Source organism: Rhizobium sp. CF080 (genome assembly GCF_000282095.2).
In the GTDB taxonomy this organism is placed as follows: Bacteria; Pseudomonadota; Alphaproteobacteria; order Rhizobiales; family Rhizobiaceae; genus Neorhizobium.
Genome location: NZ_AKKC02000008.1, coordinates 634,540 through 652,299, shown reverse-complemented (window position 1 = coordinate 652,299; position 17,760 = coordinate 634,540). Strand labels below are relative to the sequence as shown.

15 protein-coding genes are annotated in these 17,760 nt (G+C 62.5%); 8 read left to right on the top strand and 7 right to left on the bottom strand.

Annotated elements, in window-relative coordinates; translation table 11 throughout:
* Positions 1–164 precede the first annotated feature (164 nt).
* From PMI07_RS20145 to lysS, 3 genes are all read left to right on the top strand, one after another.
* Complete coding sequence (locus tag PMI07_RS20145) at positions 165–1,937, top strand: SLC13 family permease (protein WP_007773705.1); 1,773 nt, start codon at positions 165–167, stop codon at positions 1,935–1,937.
* A 115-nt stretch (positions 1,938–2,052) separates the two neighbouring features.
* Positions 2,053–3,510 (top strand): glutamate--tRNA ligase, encoded by a 1,458-nt coding sequence (gltX, locus tag PMI07_RS20140; protein WP_007773704.1) that lies wholly within the window; start codon positions 2,053–2,055, stop codon positions 3,508–3,510.
* 255 nt (positions 3,511–3,765) lie between these two features.
* Positions 3,766–5,262: a lysine--tRNA ligase gene (gene lysS, locus PMI07_RS20135; RefSeq protein ID WP_007773703.1), complete on the top strand. Its 1,497-nt coding sequence runs from the start codon at positions 3,766–3,768 to the stop codon at positions 5,260–5,262.
* 125 nt (positions 5,263–5,387) lie between these two features.
* Here lysS and PMI07_RS20130 read toward each other — a convergent pair whose 3' ends face one another.
* The gene (locus PMI07_RS20130) at positions 5,388–5,705 is read right to left on the bottom strand and encodes an antibiotic biosynthesis monooxygenase family protein (RefSeq protein WP_007773702.1); all 318 of its coding nucleotides are present in this window, start codon (positions 5,703–5,705) and stop codon (positions 5,388–5,390) included.
* A gap of 245 nt (positions 5,706–5,950) precedes the next feature.
* Entirely contained in the window at positions 5,951–7,318 is a 1,368-nt protein-coding gene (locus tag PMI07_RS35385) for a hypothetical protein (protein WP_024163967.1), read from the bottom strand.
* Between the two features lie 218 nt (positions 7,319–7,536).
* On the opposite strand from PMI07_RS35385, the gene PMI07_RS20120 reads away from it, so the two are divergent.
* The 3 genes from PMI07_RS20120 to PMI07_RS20110 all read left to right on the top strand — a co-directional run bounded on the left by PMI07_RS20120 (position 7,537) and on the right by PMI07_RS20110 (position 10,272).
* Positions 7,537–7,938: a MarR family transcriptional regulator gene (locus tag PMI07_RS20120; RefSeq protein ID WP_007767562.1), complete on the top strand. Its 402-nt coding sequence runs from the start codon at positions 7,537–7,539 to the stop codon at positions 7,936–7,938.
* Positions 7,939–8,014: 76 nt separating this feature from the next.
* Entirely contained in the window at positions 8,015–9,310 is a 1,296-nt protein-coding gene (locus tag PMI07_RS20115) for an MFS transporter (protein ID WP_024163966.1), read from the top strand.
* A 137-nt stretch (positions 9,311–9,447) separates the two neighbouring features.
* A complete protein-coding gene (locus PMI07_RS20110) occupies positions 9,448–10,272 on the top strand; it encodes a class I SAM-dependent methyltransferase (protein WP_007755772.1) in 825 nt (274 codons plus the stop codon).
* A gap of 69 nt (positions 10,273–10,341) precedes the next feature.
* Here the strand turns inward: PMI07_RS20110 and PMI07_RS20105 are convergent, their stop codons facing one another.
* The gene (locus tag PMI07_RS20105) at positions 10,342–12,051 is read right to left on the bottom strand and encodes a PAS domain-containing methyl-accepting chemotaxis protein (protein WP_007755770.1); all 1,710 of its coding nucleotides are present in this window, start codon (positions 12,049–12,051) and stop codon (positions 10,342–10,344) included.
* Positions 12,052–12,284: 233 nt separating this feature from the next.
* On the bottom strand, positions 12,285–13,250 hold the full coding sequence (gene tal, locus PMI07_RS20100; protein WP_007755760.1) for a transaldolase: 966 nt from the start codon (positions 13,248–13,250) through the stop codon (positions 12,285–12,287).
* Between the two features lie 182 nt (positions 13,251–13,432).
* Between tal and PMI07_RS20095 the strand changes: the two genes are divergently transcribed.
* Complete coding sequence (locus tag PMI07_RS20095) at positions 13,433–14,416, top strand: sugar-binding transcriptional regulator (RefSeq protein WP_007755757.1); 984 nt, start codon at positions 13,433–13,435, stop codon at positions 14,414–14,416.
* A gap of 35 nt (positions 14,417–14,451) precedes the next feature.
* On the opposite strand, the gene PMI07_RS20090 is transcribed toward PMI07_RS20095, so the two are convergent.
* The gene (locus tag PMI07_RS20090) at positions 14,452–15,333 is read right to left on the bottom strand and encodes a bifunctional helix-turn-helix domain-containing protein/methylated-DNA--[protein]-cysteine S-methyltransferase (RefSeq protein WP_007755754.1); all 882 of its coding nucleotides are present in this window, start codon (positions 15,331–15,333) and stop codon (positions 14,452–14,454) included.
* Between the two features lie 147 nt (positions 15,334–15,480).
* Positions 15,481–15,963 carry a DUF2244 domain-containing protein gene (locus PMI07_RS20085; RefSeq protein WP_007755752.1) on the bottom strand — a complete coding sequence of 161 codons (483 nt, stop codon included), beginning with the start codon at positions 15,961–15,963 and terminating at the stop codon, positions 15,481–15,483.
* Positions 15,964–15,999: 36 nt separating this feature from the next.
* On the opposite strand from PMI07_RS20085, the gene nth reads away from it, so the two are divergent.
* Complete coding sequence (gene nth, locus PMI07_RS20080; protein ID WP_007755750.1) at positions 16,000–16,803, top strand: endonuclease III; 804 nt, start codon at positions 16,000–16,002, stop codon at positions 16,801–16,803.
* Positions 16,804–16,820: 17 nt separating this feature from the next.
* On the opposite strand, the gene PMI07_RS20075 is transcribed toward nth, so the two are convergent.
* Entirely contained in the window at positions 16,821–17,534 is a 714-nt protein-coding gene (locus tag PMI07_RS20075; protein WP_007755749.1) for a sulfate transporter family protein, read from the bottom strand.
* Positions 17,535–17,760 lie beyond the last annotated feature (226 nt).

Sequence of the window (17,760 nt, the reverse complement as noted above, 5' to 3'; positions counted from 1 at the left end):
CCTATCGAAGCGGTTCCCGTTGTCCAGTGGACAGGCGCGCGCCCTGGCCCTCGGCGCGCCGGAACTTTGGACCCATCCCCGCATTGACGGGCGGCGCGGCAGCGCCACGTTATCCTCCTGCCGGCGGTGATCCTTCCGCCGGTCCTCTCGACATCAAGGGCGGCATGACCACTCAGCAGATCCTCGCGTTTTCCGTCATCGCCATCATGATGGTGGTCTTCATCTGGGACCGGTTTCGCTACGACGTGGTCGCCTGCTGCGCGCTGGTGCTGGCCGTCGCACTCGGCGTCGTACCGGTCGACAAGGCGTTCTCCGGCTTTTCGGACGATATCGTCATCATCGTCGGCAGCGCGCTGGTGGTCAGCGCCGGCGTGGCGCGGTCGGGCATCGTCGATATCGCCATCAAGAAGTTCTTCCCGAACCTCAACACGCTGAACACCCAGTTGGCGCTGCTGATGATCGTCGTGGCGGTGCTTTCCGCCTTCATCAAGAACATCGGGGCGCTGGCAATCATGATGCCGGTCGCTTTCCAGTTCGCCCGGAAATCCGGCGCCTCGCCATCGAAATACCTGATGCCCATGGCTTTCGCCGCCCTGCTCGGCGGGTTGATGACACAGATCGGCACCTCGCCCAATATCGTGGTCTCGCGGCTGCGCGAAGAGCTGACCGGCACATCCTTCACGATGTTCGACTTCACGCCGATAGGGGCGATCCTGACCGTCGTCGGCATCGCCTTCCTGCTCTTCTTCCATTGGCTGGTGCCGAGCCGCACCCGGGAGAACAGCTCGATCGAAGAGGCGGTGGAGATCAGGAACTACACGTCGGAAGTCTCCGTGACGTCCGATTCCACGCTCCTCGGAAAATCGATCGGCGATCTCCTGAAGCTCGGCGACGGCGAGGTACTGGCCACCGCCGTACTGCGCGGAACGGCCCGCATGTCACCCTTCCCGGATCTCGTCTTGCGCGAAGGCGATGCCGTTCTCCTCGAAGGCCCGTCGGTTGCACTGGACAGGATCGTCTCCGGCGGCAAACTGAAACTGTCCGGCAAGCCGCTGAGGGAAAACGGCCAGGCACAGGCGGACGTGATCTCGGTCGAGGCGATCATCACCCAGGAATCGCCGCTCAAGGGCCTGTCCGCCAAGGAACTGGCGCTCTCCTATACGCGCGGCATCAATCTTCTGGCGATCAGCCGGCGCGGCGAACGGCTGAAGCAGCGGCTGAGCGAGCTGACGCTGATGGCCGGCGACGTGCTGGTGCTGCAGGGCAGCCGCAAGAACCTGCCCGCGGTGTTGCAAGACTTTTCCCTGCTGCCACTGGCGCAGCGGGAAATCCTGCTCGGGACACAGCGGCGCGCTTTCATTCCGCTGGTCATCCTGGTGCTGGCCATGGCCGCGACCGCCATCGGCATCGCTCCGGTTCCGGTTGCCTTCTTCACGGCCGCCCTCGGCATGGTCGTCTTCCGGGCGATCCCACTCAACGACTTCTACAAATCGGTCGACGGCCCGATCCTGGTGATGCTGGCCGCGCTGATCCCGGTTTCCGATTCACTCCGGACCACCGGCGGCAGCGAGCTGATCGCCGGCTGGCTCGGTCATGCGGCTGCAAGCCTGCCGGCCTGGGGCGCGATCGGGCTGATCCTCGTCACGGCCATGGCGGTGACGCCCTTTTTGAACAATGCCGCGACGGTCCTCGTCATGGGGCCGATCGCCGCAAGTTTTGCCACCAGTCTCGGTTTCCGGCCGGAAGCCTTCCTGATGGCGGTGGCGATCGGCGCCGGCTGCGATTTCCTGACCCCCGTCGGCCACCAGTGCAATACGCTGGTCTTCGGTCCCGGCGGCTACAAGTTCTCCGACTACCCGAGGCTCGGCCTGCCGCTTTCCTTCCTGATCATCCTCGTCAGCGTGCCGGCACTGCTCTATGTCTGGCCGGTAACGTAGGGTTCAGGGCCAAAAACCTTGACGCTTGCGGCTGAATATGGCCTAAGCCTGCGCCAATCCGAATTTCAAAAACAGGCTTGGCGCCCAATCGCGCGCCACAGATAGAGCATTCTTCATGATCGCCACGAAGCCCCGCGTCCGCATCGCCCCCTCGCCGACCGGCGAGCCGCATGTCGGCACCGCCTATATCGCGCTCTTCAACTACCTCTTCGCCAAGAAACATGGCGGCGAATTCATCCTGCGCATCGAGGATACCGATGCGACGCGTTCGACGCTGGAATTCGAGCAGAAGGTGCTGGATGCGCTTCGCTGGACGGGCCTGACCTGGGCCGAAGGCCCGGATGTCGGAGGTCCCTACGGCCCCTATCGCCAGTCCGACCGCAAGGACATGTACCAGCCCTATGCCCAGCAGCTGCTCGACAAGGGCCATGCCTTCCGCTGTTTCTGCACGCCGGAACGGCTGGAGCAGATGCGCGAAGGCCAGCGCGCCGCCGGCAAGCCGCCGAAATATGACGGCCTCTGCCTGAGCTATACCGCCGAGGAAGTCACCTCGAAGATGGCGGCTGGCGAAGGCTCGGTCATCCGCATGAAGATCCCGACCGAAGGCTCCTGCGATTTCCATGACGGCGTCTACGGCGACGTGTCGATCCCCTGGGATTCGGTCGATATGCAGGTGCTGATCAAGGGCGACGGCATGCCGACCTATCACATGGCCAACGTCATCGACGACCATCTGATGAAGATCACCCATGTGGCGCGCGGCGAGGAGTGGCTGGCCTCGGTGCCTAAACACATCCTGCTCTACCGCTATTTCGAGTGGGAACAGCCGGTGTTCATGCACCTGTCGCTGATGAGGAACGCCGACAAGTCGAAGCTGTCGAAGCGCAAGAACCCGACCTCGATCTCCTATTATTCCGCGCTCGGCTACCTGCCGGAAGCGCTGATGAACTTTTTGGGCCTGTTCTTCATCCAGATCGCCGAAGGCGAAGAGATGCTGACCATGGACGAGCTGATTGAAAAGTTCGATCCGGACAACCTGTCCAAGGCCGGCGCGATCTTCGACATCCAGAAACTCGACTGGCTGAACGGCCGCTGGCTGCGCGAAAAGCTGTCGCCGGACGAATTCGTCGCGCGCGTGCTGGAATGGGCGATGGAGAACAGCCGTCTGACGGAGGGCCTCAAGCACTCGCAGAGCCGCATTTCCAAGCTCGGCGAACTGCCGAACCTCGCCGGCTTCCTGCTGTCCTCCGATGTCGGCCTGACGCCGGCCTCGTTCGCGGGCCTCAAGACCAGCCCGGCGGAAACGCTGGAAATTTTAAACACCGTTCAGACGGATCTCGAAAAGATCCTCGAATGGAATGTCGAGACGATCGACTCGGAACTGCGCGCCGTGGCCGACAAGCTCGGCAAAAAGCTGCGTGTCGTCACCCCGCCGCTGTTCGTTGCGGTGTCGGGTTCGTCGCGCTCGCTGCCGCTGTTCGATAGCATGGCGCTGCTCGGTCGCTCGGTCGTCAGGCAGCGGTTGAAGATTGCCGCAACGGTTGTGGCGTCCATGGTGGGCGACGGAAAGTAACAGCCTACATGCCTTCATATTGAAGGTGGATATACAGAGCATACCCCCCTCTGCCCTGCCGGGCATCTCCCCCTCAAGGGGGGAGATCAACCAGAGGCACCACCTTTGCCCTGACCAGCGTCGGATGCTGAGCATGCGATGGCAGAGAGAGGGCGATGAGCAGGCTCCATCCAATCTCCCCCCTTGAGGGGGAGATGCCCGGCAGGGCAGAGGGGGGTAACCGCAACGAAGACAGCCCGAAAAAGGCGAGACACGATGACCGATACGACCAACGAAACCGCCCTCTCCTCCGACGCCACGCAGGTGCGCGCGCAAAAACTCGCCATCCTTCGCGAAAAGATCGGCGACGTCTATCCGGCGCATTTCCACCGCACCATGACCAATGCGGAACTGGCCGAGAAATACAAGAACCTGGAAGCGGACGTCGAGACGCAGGACATCGTCACCGTCGCCGGCCGGGTCTATTCCTCGCGCAATTCCGGCATGTTCATGGACATCCATGACGCGTCGGGCAAGGTGCAGATCTTCTCCCATAAGGACACCACCCCGCAGGAAGCGCGCGACCTGCTGCCGATGGTCGACATCGGCGACATTATCGGCGTCACCGGCGTCGTGCGCCGCACCAAGCGCGGCGAGCTGACGATCAATGCGCAGGGCATCACCATGCTCACCAAGTCGCTGCTTCCGATGCCGGAAAAGTGGCACGGCCTCTCGGATGTCGAACTGCGCTACCGCAAGCGCCACCTCGACATCATGACCAACGAGGAATCCAAGCTCCGCTTCCAGCAGCGTTCGAGGATCGTCTCCGGCATCCGCCGCTTCATGGAAAACGACGGCTTCATGGAAGTCGAGACGCCGATGCTGCATTCGGTCTATGGCGGCGCCACGGCGGAACCCTTCAAGACGCACCACAACACGCTGAAGCTCGACATGTACCTGCGCATCGCGCCGGAACTGTTCTTGAAGCGCACCCTGGTTTCGGGCCTCACCGACAAGGTGTTCGAGATCAACCGCAATTTTCGTAACGAAGGCGTCTCCACAAGGCACAATCCCGAATTCACGATGATGGAGTGCTACTGGGCCTATGCCGATTACGAGGACATCATGGACCTCGTGGAACGCATGTTCTCGACGCTCGCCATGACCATCCACGGCACGACCGAAGTGAAGTTCGGCGACAAGGAACTGTCCTTCAAGGGCCCGTTCAAGCGCGTGCCGATGCCCGACGCCGTCAAGGAAGCGACCGGCATCGACTTCCTCGCGATGAAGACCGATGAGGAAGCCCGCACCGCCGCCAAGGCCGCCGGTTTCGCGGTCGAGAAGGACTGGACCTGGGGCGAATGCCTCGCCTTCATCTTCGAGGAAAAGGTCGAGGCCACGCTGATCCAGCCAAGCCACGTCACCCACTTCCCGAAGGACATCTCGCCCTTCGCCAAAGAAGTCCCGGGCGAACCGCGCCTCGTCGAGCGCTTCGAGACCTATTGCAACGCCTGGGAACTGGGCAACGCATTCTCCGAACTCAACGACCCGGAAGAGCAGCGCAAGCGCATGGTAGAACAGCTCGAACAGGCGCATGCCCGCGGCGAGAAGGACAAGCAGCTCGACGAGGAATTCCTGGACGCCATCGACCAGGGCATGCCCCCCGCTGGCGGCCTCGGCATTGGCGTCGACCGGCTGGTCATGCTGCTGACGGATTCGCCGTCGATCCGCGACGTGATCCTGTTCCCGGCACGGCGCGCCAAGGCGGATTGAGCGGCACGCACTCAGTTCCACAAGGTCGTCATCCTCGGGCTCGACCCGAGGATCCACCGACTGGACACTGCGGATGCTGGATCCTCGGGTCGAGCCCGAGGATGACGAGGGAGAGTTTGCCCCCCTCACCGTTCCAGTGTGAACACAACCTCATAAAGTCCGGGGCTTGCCTCGCCATAGGCCTTGTTGCCATCGATCATGCCGGCGGCAGCCAGGCGGTCGAAGACCCTTCTTGCCGCCGCCCCGTCTGCACTCTGGGCGTAATTGACGACCCTCGTCCCGTCGAGGCTCTTGTGGAGGCTGGCGGAAAGCCATCCCGGCACCTCGCTTGCGACCCTTGCTGCTTCGCCAAGATAAGCAATCAACGCCTGCTGCCCGCCCTCGGGGACGGTAAAGACGTTGATCTGGGTAATGATGCCGGTATGGGCACGAATAATAGGCATTGCAGTCTCCTTCTTTTGAGAAGACGCAAGCGCATGGCGGCAGGAACGCTTCAAGAAAAGACGCGCCAAGCCGCCGGCACCTTGCGCCGGTTGCTTGCCGCGGGTCCGTCGGATGACGGTACGGAGCTTCCTGTTGGGAAGGAAACGGGCTTACCTCTGCCGTTTCAGGTCCTTTTCGACGGGGGAATTTTAGCGCCATTTGCAGACGGCGCAAGGTCGGGTGCACCGGCCTGCGCTTCTGCCATTCAATGCACGACCTTGGCAGCCGGAGCCTTCGCATCCGAAGCCGAAACCGCCTGGGCGGGTTTTGCGGGCGCGGCCGGAGCCGGTTGGCCGCGCAGCTTGGCCAGCCACTCGGCGCCGGCGGCGTCGGCTTCGGTGCTGCCGTTTGTCTTGGCCGGGGCCGCTTCGGCATGCGTCGCTTCCGGCGGCTTGGCATCGGAACGGACCGCATCGGCATCGGTCTGTTTGGACCAGCGCTTGCCGCCTTCCGCAGACGTGCGAGGCTCGGGCGCGGGCTCGGATGCCTTGGCCGCAACTGGGGATGCCTTCGGCGTCTCCTGCTCGCCGCTGCCGAAGAACATGCCGGTCAGGGAAGCGAGGAAACCGCCCTCTTCCTTTTTCGGTTCGGCGGATGCGACCTGGGTCGGGGCGGCAGGCTTCTGATGGTCCTGCGCAGCGGCGGCCTTGTTCTGTGCTGCCGGTGCCGGATGCGTGTCGGCTGCCGGAGCAGCTGCATGGGTTTCAGCCGCGTGGGCGTCACCTTCGGGCGCATGGGCGGCCTCGGCCGGCGCTTCCGGCTTCGAGCCGAAGATCATGCCGGTGATGGAACTGAAGAAACCACCGCCTTCCTTGGCGGCGACTTCGTCGCCATGACCCTCGGCGGGAGCACCATGGGCGTCGGCAGGAGCGCCGTGGGCATCGGCTGCGGGTGCCCCGTGGCCGGCAGGCTCGCCATGGCCGCTCGGCGCGCCGTGACCGTCAGCCTTCGGTTTTTCGCCATGGCCGGCGGGAGCACCATGTGCGCCTTCCGGCGTGGCGACGACCGGCTCGACACAATCGGCGTGGTCGGTCAGCCGGGCGGTGAGCGTCTCGACATCCTCAAGCGGCAGATCGATGCGCATGCCGTAATATTCGCCGTTCGAATTGGCCGTGCCATCGAGGTAATAGGCGGAATAGGGCTGTACCGAGGTGCCCTCGGGCGCCTTCTTGGGGTCGGGAATATAGACAACCTGGGCGCCGATCGCGCGGCCGCGCATCTGGGCGCGGTCTCTTGGACCTGCCTTGTCGATCACCGCCACCTGGACGAGATCGGCCTTTTCCTTTTCCTGCACCGCCTTGGCGACGCGCAAGGCCGTGCGGATGCGCGCCAGACCGTCGCCGGTTCCGTCGCTCACCACGTATTTGCGGATCCAGTAACGCTGGTCCCGCTTGATCTTGACCGTTTCCAGCGCGGTGCATTCCAGCCCGTTGATCTCCAGATAGGAGGGGCCGAGGATCTTGTCCGCGCCGATGAGCACCGCAGCCGCGCCGCTGCCACCGCCGAGCACGACGATGCTGCCCATGAGGATGAAGACGAGCTTCTTGGAAAACCGGAACTTCAGACCCTTCACTTGCCGAGCTCCGGCATGGTCAACTCCATATCTACGCAAAACAACAGGATGGAATAGTGCCGGGATAGTCGCCTATTCTTGTTGAGGAAGCTTTAAGCCCGGGGATTCTTTTCGGCCCAAGAGGATCTTTCCTGCCAACGTCCTGCGCCATTCCGAAACGGTCCGGCTTTTGATGCGCCCCTCTTGCGCAAATCGAACCGCGGGTATATACCCGCACAATGCCGAACGACACCTGCCACTGCATCCTGCTGCGCAAAGCCTCCCGAAAGGTCTCGTCCTATTACGACGAGGCCCTGGCGCCGCTTGGCGTCAACATCGGACAGTTCAGCCTGTTGCGCAACATCAACCGGCTGGCGCCGATTTCGCTGACCGATCTCGCCGTGCAGGTGGAACTGGACCGCTCGACGGTCGGCCGCAATGCCAAGGTGCTGGAGCGCATGGGCCTGGTGGCGATCGGCCATGGCGAGGACCAGCGCGAAGCCATGCTGACGATCGCGCCGAAGGGTGCGGCCATCCTGAAGCAGGGCGCGCCCCTCTGGGACAGCGTCCAGGACGATATCGAGGCCCGGCTCGGGGCCGAGAAAACCAGACAATTGCAGGAGCTGCTGGCAGCTCTCTGATTTTTATTCAAAAGCGGGCATATACCCGAAAATTACACGCTGCCGGTGCGGCATTGACCACGAAAGGGACAGAACCATGATTTCCAATCGCGCCGCCCAATGGATGGCCGCCAGAAACCTGCACTATGGGTGGGTGGTGGCCATCACCACATTCCTGACCATGCTCTCGACCGCCGGCGCCATGGGCTCGGCGGGCGTGATGATCCAGCCGCTGCATCAGGAATTCGGCTGGGATATCGCCGACATCTCCTCGGCCATGGCCGTGCGCCTCGTTCTTTTCGGCCTGCTCGGGCCTTTCGCCGCCGCCTTCATGAACCATTTCGGCGTCCGCCAGGTGGTCACCTTTGCGCTCGCGCTGATCATGAGCGGCATTGTCGTCTCGCTGTTTATGACCGAAGTCTGGCAGCTCGTGGCGCTCTGGGGCGTGGTGATCGGCGTCGGCACCGGCATGACGGCGCTGGTTCTCGGCGCCACCGTCGCGACCCGCTGGTTTTCCAAGCGCCGCGGCCTCGTCGTCGGCCTGATGACCGCCAGCAACGCCACCGGCCAGCTCGTTTTCCTCCCGCTTCTGGCCGCGATGACGGAAGCCTATGGCTGGCGCACGGCGCTCACCTTCACTGTCGTCGTCATCGCCGCCGCGATGCTGCTGGTCCTGCTCTTGATGCGCGACTACCCCGCCGATGTCGGCCTGCCTGCCTATGGCGAGACGGCGGTTACGCCCGCGCCCAAGCAGGACCACAAGTTCCTGGCAACGCTCTATTCGCCGATCGGCGCGCTCCGCCATGCCTCGACAAGCCCCACCTTCTGGGTCCTGTTCGGCACGTTCTTCGTCTGCGGCCTTTCCACCAACGGCCTGATCCAGACCCACTGGATCTCGATTTGCGGCGATTTCGGCATGGCTGCCGTGACGGCCGCCAGCACGCTTGCGGTGATCGGCATCTTCGACTTCTTCGGCACCATCTTCGCCGGCTGGCTGTCGGACCGTTACGACAATCGCTGGCTGCTGTTCTGGTTCTACGGCCTGCGCGGCCTGTCGCTGGTCTACCTGTCCCTCTCGGGCTTCAGTTTCGTCGAACTCTCGGTCTTCGCGATCTTCTACGGGCTCGACTGGGTGGCGACCGTGCCTCCGACCGTGAAGCTTGCCGCCGCCGAATTCGGCCGCGAGCGGGCCGGCCTGATCTTCGGCTGGGTATTTGCCGGCCATCAACTCGGTGCGGCCACGGCCGCCTTCGGTGCGGGGTTCCTCAAGAGCGACTTCAACACCTATATGCCCGCCCTGCAGATCGCCGGCGTGATGTGCATGATCGCCGCCCTTTCGGTCCTGCTGCTGCGCAAGCCGGGCACTGCCAAGCTGGTGCCGCAGCCGGCGTGATCACGCCAAACTCTTCCGGCGGCCGTTATTGGCCGCCGGAAATGTTACTTGCCGTTGCAAAACTGTGAGATTCGATGGATACGACGTAGTCCGATACTTGATCGCATTAGGCGGGCTGCCGCCACGCGGGAAAAGCCATGTCATCGATAACTTCGGGCAACGCCGTTCAATATGCCGACAGCCGAAAGCTGGCGGCCCGTGGGCGCCTCAACAGGGAATATACAATTGCCGAAACCGGCTGGTTTCCCTGGGTGGCGCGGCAACTGCCCCTTCGTCCGGGTGACCGCGTGCTCGATATCGGCTGCGGCCCGGCCTGGTTCTGGGCATCCGTGATCAAGGATGTACCCGAAAATCTCGACCTGACGCTCGCCGATCAGTCTGCCGGAATGGTGGAGGAGGCCGTTGCGCGTTGCACGCAGCTCCCTTTCGGATCGTTGACGGGCCGCCAAGCGGAAGCCGCCGCCATGCCATTCGAGAACGATAGCTTCGATATGGTCATCGCCATGCACATGCTCTACCACCTGCCCGATCCGGCGGCCGGCATCGCGGAAATGTTCCGTGTGCTGAAGCCCAGAGGCTTTCTCGCCGTCACCACCAACGGCGCCGGCAACATGCTCGGGATCTACGAGTTCACCACCGTGTTCGGCAGCGAGCCGTTCGATCCGAGCGCGGCCGTCTTCGGATACGACAAGGCCAAGGAGCTGATGCGCGCCCGGTTCGGCAACGTCACCTTCTCCCAGCATCCCGCGCACATGCGGATCACCGACCCGGACGACGTGTTTCTGGCGCTGACCTCCTACCCACCCGGTGACGGCGCCAGCGAAGCTGAACTTGACGCGTTCCGCAAAGCGATTGCCGCCGCCTTCGAGCGCGGCAAGGGCGTGCTCCAGGTGGAGAAGGAAACCGGTCTGTTCGTCAGCAGAAAGCCAGGCACTGCCAAGCTGGTGCCGCAGCCGGCATAAAAAAGAGAGCCGCGGCGCCTCTTTCGAAAGCCATCCGGTCACGGAGTACCGCCAACCAGGGGGCTTATATCAAGCGGCCCTGACCGGCCTTGCGGTGGCCGCGGCCGACCCTGGCTCGCGGATGGCGGAGCGCCGGTTCAATTTGAAGTGGTTGACGAGCTCGACGAGGCTTGCAGCTCCCGTGGCGAGTTGCTCGCTGATGTAAGTCGTATGGTCAACCATGCCGGCGTTTTGCTGTGTCATGCGGTCGATCTGGGATACCGCGTTGTTGATCTCCGACAAGCCGATCGATTGTTCCGAGGCGGCGGTCGCCAGCGACTGGACGTTCTTGTCGATCGACGCGACGAACTGCTCGATTTCGCGAAGGGCGTCACCCGTGGCATCGACGAGGCGAACTCCTTCGGTGACTTCCCGGCCGGAATTCCCGATAAGCTCCTTGATCTCCTTGGCGGCCTTGGCGGAGCGCTGCGCAAGCTCGCGCACTTCCTGCGCGACGACCGCGAAGCCCTTGCCGGCTTCGCCCGCCCGGGCAGCCTCGACCCCGGCGTTGAGTGCCAGGAGGTTGGTCTGGAAAGCGATCTCGTCGATCACGCCGATGATCTGGCTGATCTCGGCGGAGGCGGATTCGATGCGCTTCATGGCGGTGATGGTTTCTTCCACGACCGATGACGAGGCCGATGCGGATTGCAGCGCGTTCTTGACGAGTTTCCGCGTATCTTCCGTGCTGATCGTCGAGGACCGGACGGTCGTGGTGACTTGTTCCAGCGCGGCCGAGGTCTGCTCGAGCGAAGCGGCCTGTTCCTTGGTGCGCATCGAGAGCTGATCGGCCGCCTCGTGCATTTCCTGGCTGTTGCCGTTCAGGCTGTTGGTCTGCTTCAGCACATTGACGAGGGTTTCCTGGAATGCGCTGATCGAGGCGTTGAAATCGCGCCGCAGGGGCTCGAACTCCTCGATGAAGGGCACGTCGATCGTCTGCCGGATGTTGCAGTCCGAAAGGCGTGCGAGGCCGGCGCCGAGTTCCTTCACCACCGTCACCCGCTCGCTGACGTCGGTCGCGAACTTGACGACCTTGATAACCCGCCCGCTGTCGTCGAGGATCGGATTGTAGGAGGCCTGGATATAGACCTTCTGCCCGCCCTTGGCTACGCGGGTAAACTGATCGGCGGCGAACCGGCCGGAGGAGAGATTCTGCCAGAAGGTCCGATAAGCTGCGGACTGCGCATAGTCCAGCTCGCAGAACATGGAATGGTGCTTGCCGACGATTTCGGTGAGCGAATAGCCGAGCGTCTTCAGGAAGTTCTCGTTGGCGGTGAGTATTTCGCCACTGGGTGTGAACTCGATGATGGCCTGGGCGCGCGACAAGGCCTGGAGCTTTCCCTTGTCTTCTGCCGCACTTTGCTTCGCAGCCGTGATATCGGTCGCCAGCTTGACGATCTTGAAGGGCTTCTTACCCCGGAACAACGGATTGTAGGTGGCCTGGATCCAGATCTCGCGGCCGCCTTTCGCCAGGCGCTTGTATTGCCGCTGGTCGTATTGGCCGCTGATGAGCTGTTTCCAGAAGTCTTCATAGGCCTTCGATCCCGCCTCGGCCGGATCGACGAAGATACGGTGATGCTTGCCGACGATTTCGGCGAGCGTGTATCCCATCGTCTTGCAGAAGTTCTCGTTGGCATGAAGGATCATGCCCTTGAGGTCGAATTCGATGATCGCCTGCGATTTGTTCAGCGCCTCCAATAGGGCGGCGTTGGATAATATGTGGCCAAACGGCACACCAGCCATAGTCCCACTCCGTGCTCCAAGCGATATCGCTTCTGACAAGTGGGATAAGCCTAACCGATCCGGTTGAAATTTCAGTTAAACCAAAAGTTGACTATATTCAATTTTTCCCGCTTTTATAGCCTCCGGACCGGTGCTCTTGGCGCAAAATTATAGCTCCACGCCTATCTTCACGGTATCGGGAAAGCAAAAAGGCCCGCCATGGGCGGGCCTTGCATCTGTCGCAGGCGGCCTGATCAGGCAGCAGCCAGCGTCAGTTCCTTCTTGACCATCTGGCGCAGGGCGCCAAGGTCCTTGGCGAAGGCGCGGATGCCTTCCGACAGCTTTTCGGTCGCCATGGCGTCCTCGTTCATCATCCAGCGGAAGGCCTTCTCGTCGAGCGACTGGAGAGGCTCGGCCTTGAAGGTTTCCGGCGAGAGCTTGCGAGCGAGCGTGCCCGTATCCTTGTCGAGTTCGTCGAGCAGAGCCGGGCTGATCGTCAGGCGGTCGCAGCCGGCCAGCGCTTCGATTTCGCCGGCATTGCGGAAGGAGGCGCCCATGACGATCGTCTTGATGCCATTCGACTTGTAGTAATTGTAGATGGCGCGGACGGACACGACGCCCGGATCGGTCTCGGCTGTGTAGTCCTGGCCGGTCGACTTCTTGTACCAGTCGAGAATGCGGCCGACGAAGGGGGAGATCAGGAACACTTTTGCTTCGGCGCAGGCGATCGCCTGGGCCTGGCTGAAGAGAAGCGTCAGGTTGCAGTCGATGCCTTCCGTCTGCAGCACTTCGGCGGCGCGGATGCCTTCCCAGGTGGAGGCGAGCTTGATCAGGATGCGGTCACGCTCGATGCCGCGCTCCTTGTAGGCGGCGATGATCTGGCGGGCCTTGGCGATCGATGCTTCCGTGTCGAAGGAAAGGTCGGCATCGACTTCGGTCGAAACGCGGCCCGGCACCAGTTCGGAGAGCGAGGCACCGACGGTGATCGCCAGGCGGTCGGCCACGGCGGACACGACGGCATCCGGGTTGCCGGACTGCTTCCGGCCCCAGGCGATCGCTTCCTGAACCTTGTCGGCGAAGACAGGCGTGCCGAGCGCTTTCAGGACGATGGTCGGGTTGGTGGTGCAATCCACGGGCTTCAGGCGGGCGACCGCCTCGATGTCGCCGGTATCGGCAACGACCGTGGTCATGGAACGAAGCTGCTCTAGTTTAGACGTCATCCGAATATTCCTCGATATGGAGAACTAAACGCCTGTCGCGCGATTTGGCTCCTCCGGCGCGTTGGCAAGACTATCCCCCACCGATGGTTAAAAAGTCAAGACATTTGTTCTTCTGAATTGACATATGTGTCAGTTGGAACAAATATCATTCCGCTTGTCCACCATCGTCCCCGGGAGGCCCGTTGGCTAGGCTCAGACGCGAGACCCATACCGCCTATTCCGAAGCCGCCTCCATGCGGCTGCGCGCGGCATGGCTTTATTATAACCAGGGATTGACGCAAAAAGATGTCGCCGAACGGCTGGGCTTGAGCCGTTCGACGGTGATCCGCCTGCTCGACGAGGCGATGAAGCGCTCCGAAGTGCAGATCTGGATCAGCGAAGGGATCGACACCTGCGTCGAGCTGGCGATCCGGCTGGAAAAGGCCTACGGGCTGGACGAGGCCGTGGTCGTGCCGGCCCCGCGCGACAACAGCGCAGCAGCCCTTGCAAGCTCGGTCGGGCTGGCGCTCGGGCAGTTCCTCTCCGAAGTGGTGCAGGACGACATGACCATCGGGGTCGGCTGGGGCCGCACCATGACCGCCTCGCTCGGCAGCTTTCGCCCTCCGCGGCGGGAAAACTGCAAGGTCGTGTCGCTGCTCGGCGGCATCGTCGCCGTGCACCAGACCAACCCGATCGATTACACCTGGCGCTTCGCCGGCCAACTCGGCGCCGAATGCTACATGTTCCTGGCGCCGCTCTTGGTCGACTCGGTCAAGACCAAGCGGGCGCTGATCGAGCAATGCGGGCTCAACACGATCTACGATCTCGCCGAAAACCTCGACCTGGCGGTGGTGAGCTGTGGAGATATCGGTCCGCATTCCACCTCGCTGTCGGAAGGCTTCATCTCCAAGGCGGAGCTCGACCGGCTGATCGCCGCGGGCTGCGTCTGCGACACGATGTTCAATTTTCTGGACGAGGATGGCCGCTCGGTGGATCAAAAGCTGAACGAGCGGGTGATGTCGGTGGATCTGGATACGCTGAGGAAGGCCAGGCACATCGTGCTGTCGTCGGGCGGCGCCCACCGGGCAGTGGCGATCCGCGCTACGATCCGCAGGGTCGGGTGCAATACGCTGATTACCGATGAGACGGCGGCAAAGGAATTGCTGAGACTGGCGGAAGAAGTATAGGCGGGTGTGAGGCAAACCACACCCAAAGAAACACCTCAAGCATTCCCCGCTTCCCACCCCAGAATAGCCCGCTTGCGCGTCAGCCCCCAGTGATACCCCGTCAGCGCCCCGCTCTTGCCAAGCGCCCGGTGACACGGCACCACGAACGAGATCGGGTTGGCGCCAACCGCCGCCCCCACCGCGCGGCTGGCGGTCGGCTGGCCGATGTCGTTGGCGACGTCGGAATAGGTGACGGCCTTGCCGAACGGGATCTTGAGCAGGCTCTGCCAGACGCGCACCTGGAAGTCGGTGCCGATGAGCACAACTTTCAGCGGCTGGTCGCAAGACCAGTTCGCACGGTCGAAGACGCGGCTGACATAGGGCGCGGTCATCTCCTGGTCGGAAACGTATTCGGCGTTCGGCCAGCGGCGCATCATGTCGTCGAGCGCCGCCTGTTCATGGCCGTGATCGGCAAAGGCGAGGCCCGAGAGGCCCCGATCCGTCGCCATGACCAGCGCCTCGCCGAAGGGCGACGGGTGAAAGCCGTAGCGGATCGTCAGCCCGCCGCCCCGCGCCTTCCATTCGCCGGGCGACATCGCCTCATGGGTGACGAACAGGTCGTGAAGGCGGCCGGGGCCGGAGAGGCCGAGCTCATAGGAAGCTTCCAGCAGCGGCAGCTCTTCCTTGCCGAGCAGGCGCTTGGCATGGTCGAGGGTGACGGCTTGAAGGAAGGCCTTCGGCGACAGGCCGGCCCAACGGGTGAACACTTTCTGGAGCTGGGTCGGCGACTGACCGAGTTCGGAAGCGATCGCTTCGAGCGACGGCTGGTCGCGGTAGTCGAGCGTGATCATCTCGATGACGCGGCGGACGGTTTCGTAGTCGGAACCATCGGGCGTCACGTCGACGGGCGGCGAACTGATCTGGGCGAGAGCATTCATGGCGTGTCTCCTCTGCAGCGGGCGCACCGGCCAAACCGGACCTTGGGCGCGCAACGATCGCTGTGCAACTGGTATGCTGCTTAAATGCCCCTTCGGCTTCGCCGAAACCACCCGTTTCTTGCCCTTTCGCGCGTTTCTTCGCCGGGCTCAGATCCTTTGCTTGACCGTCGCGAGCGCGCGCTTGAAGGCCTTGGCAAAACTCTCCCGGTCGTCCGGATTGAGGAAGGAACCGATATCGGTGCCGCGCCCCTCGCCCGTCACGGACATCGACGTGATGCCGAATTCCTCGTGGCGGCGGACGTTGAAACGCGCCCAGAACGGGTTGAAGCAATGCTCCACCATCCGCCCCGCCGGCGAGAATTTTCGGATCGACAGGTTGCTGCGCGACACGGTGACTTCCTCGCGGGCCTGCCCCGACCGGTAGCTCATTTTCAGCGCGATATAGAGGCCAAGGAAATCCAGCCCGAAGAACAGGCCGATCGGGTAAGCGCCGGTGATCAGGAAGAAGCCGCCATAGAGGAGGCAGACCGCGCCCGACAACAGCAGAACGATGCGAAAGCCGGTCTTGCCGAGCGAACGGTAGGGCGTCAGTTCGGCTGCAAAAACAGGCTGATCCTCGGAAACGTCCACGTTGATTTCCCTCCTGCGGGATGCCTATACAGGCATATGGCGACTCCAAAGATCAAATCCAAAACCAGCACCCCGCAAAAGTCAAATCACGCCGGCGAACGTCCAGTGGCACCAAAGGCCGCACCCAAGCCCAAGCGCTTCAAATCCGCCTATTCGAAAGCGGAGATGGAGGAGATTTTCCGCCGCTTCTCGGTGCAGCGCCCGGAGCCGAAGGGCGAGCTGGAACACGTGAACCCGTTCACGCTGGTCGTGGCGGTGGCATTATCCGCCCAGGCGACCGATGCCGGCGTCAACAAGGCAACGAGGGCGCTGTTCAAGATTGCCGACACGCCTGAAAAAATGCTGGCTCTCGGCGAAGAGGGAGTCACCCAATATATCAAGACGATCGGCCTCTATCGCAACAAGGCAAAGAACGTCATCGCCCTCTGTCGCATGCTGATCGACGAGTTCGGTTCCGAAGTGCCGAAGACGCGCGAGGAGCTGATCCGCCTGCCGGGCGTCGGCCGCAAGACCGCGAATGTGGTGATGTCGATGGCCTTCGGGGTGCCCACGCTGGCGGTCGACACGCATGTCTTCCGCATCGCCAACCGGCTCTTGATGGCGCCGGGCAAGACGCCCGACGAAGTCGAGGAAAACCTCTTGAAGGTGATCCCCGACCAGTATCTCTTCCACGCCCACCACTGGCTGATCCTGCACGGGCGCTATTGCTGCAAGGCACGAAAACCGGAATGCGAGCGCTGCGTGATCGCCGATCTCTGTCGCTCGCCGGAAAAAACCGTCGACGTGCCGGCGCCATTGGTGGAACTGCCGCAGCAGCTCATCGGCGAGGCCGTCGAGTAAGGCCGCAACGCCCCTGCTTAAAGCTTGAAGCCAGGATCGCGTTTCGAGACCGCCTTGTGGAGATGGACCATCAGGCCGGCGGCGAACAGCGGCGTCAGAAGGTTGACGATCGGGACCGCCAGGAAACAGGCGATCAAAAGGCCAGCCATGAACACGGTGGAGGAATGTTTGGCGCGGAAGGCACGCGCTTCCGCAGGCGTCCTGAACCGCGTCGCCGCGAACTCGAAAAACTCCCGGCCGAGCAGATAGCCGTTCACCATGAAGAAGGCGATCAGGTTGATGCCGGGTATGAACAGCAGGAAGAGCGCGATGATATTGCCGACGATGACGACGCCCAGGAACTGGATCGAGCCGATAATCGCCTGGGCGAGCGGCATCGCCTTGCCGGGCGGGTCGTTGGGATAATCGCGCTTTTCGACGACTTCCGCGACATCGTCGAGGAACAGGCCGGCGATGAGAGCGGTGATCGGCGCGATCAGCAACGCGAGCGCCAACGCCAGCCCGATGCCGGCAAAGATCGCCGCAAACAAGGTCAGCCAACCCGCCCAATCCGGAAGGTCCGGAAAAAAGGCGGCGAACCATGGCCAGGCATAGAGGATGAAGATCTCCCGCAAGCCGAACCAGATGCCGATCAGCACGAGGGCGGTAAGGCCCAGTGTCTTCCAGAAGACGGAACGGGTCTCGGGTGCGAAGAGGTTGGTGAGCGAAAGACGTGCGGCGTCGAAAATCATCGGCGTCTCCAGGTTGGCGGGAGACATGTAGGTTTGAGGGGGCGGGGGAGCAAGGAGCACGGGTGGCAAGGCGGGGCGGTATCTCTATAATGCGTTGTGCAAGTTGGCGACGACCCATCTACAGCCCGACAAGCAGCAGTTAACGGTTCGTCAAACGACCAAGTACAACTTTAATTGTATATTAATGCAACTTTAAACATGTCGGCCCGCCCGGTAGCTCAGCTGT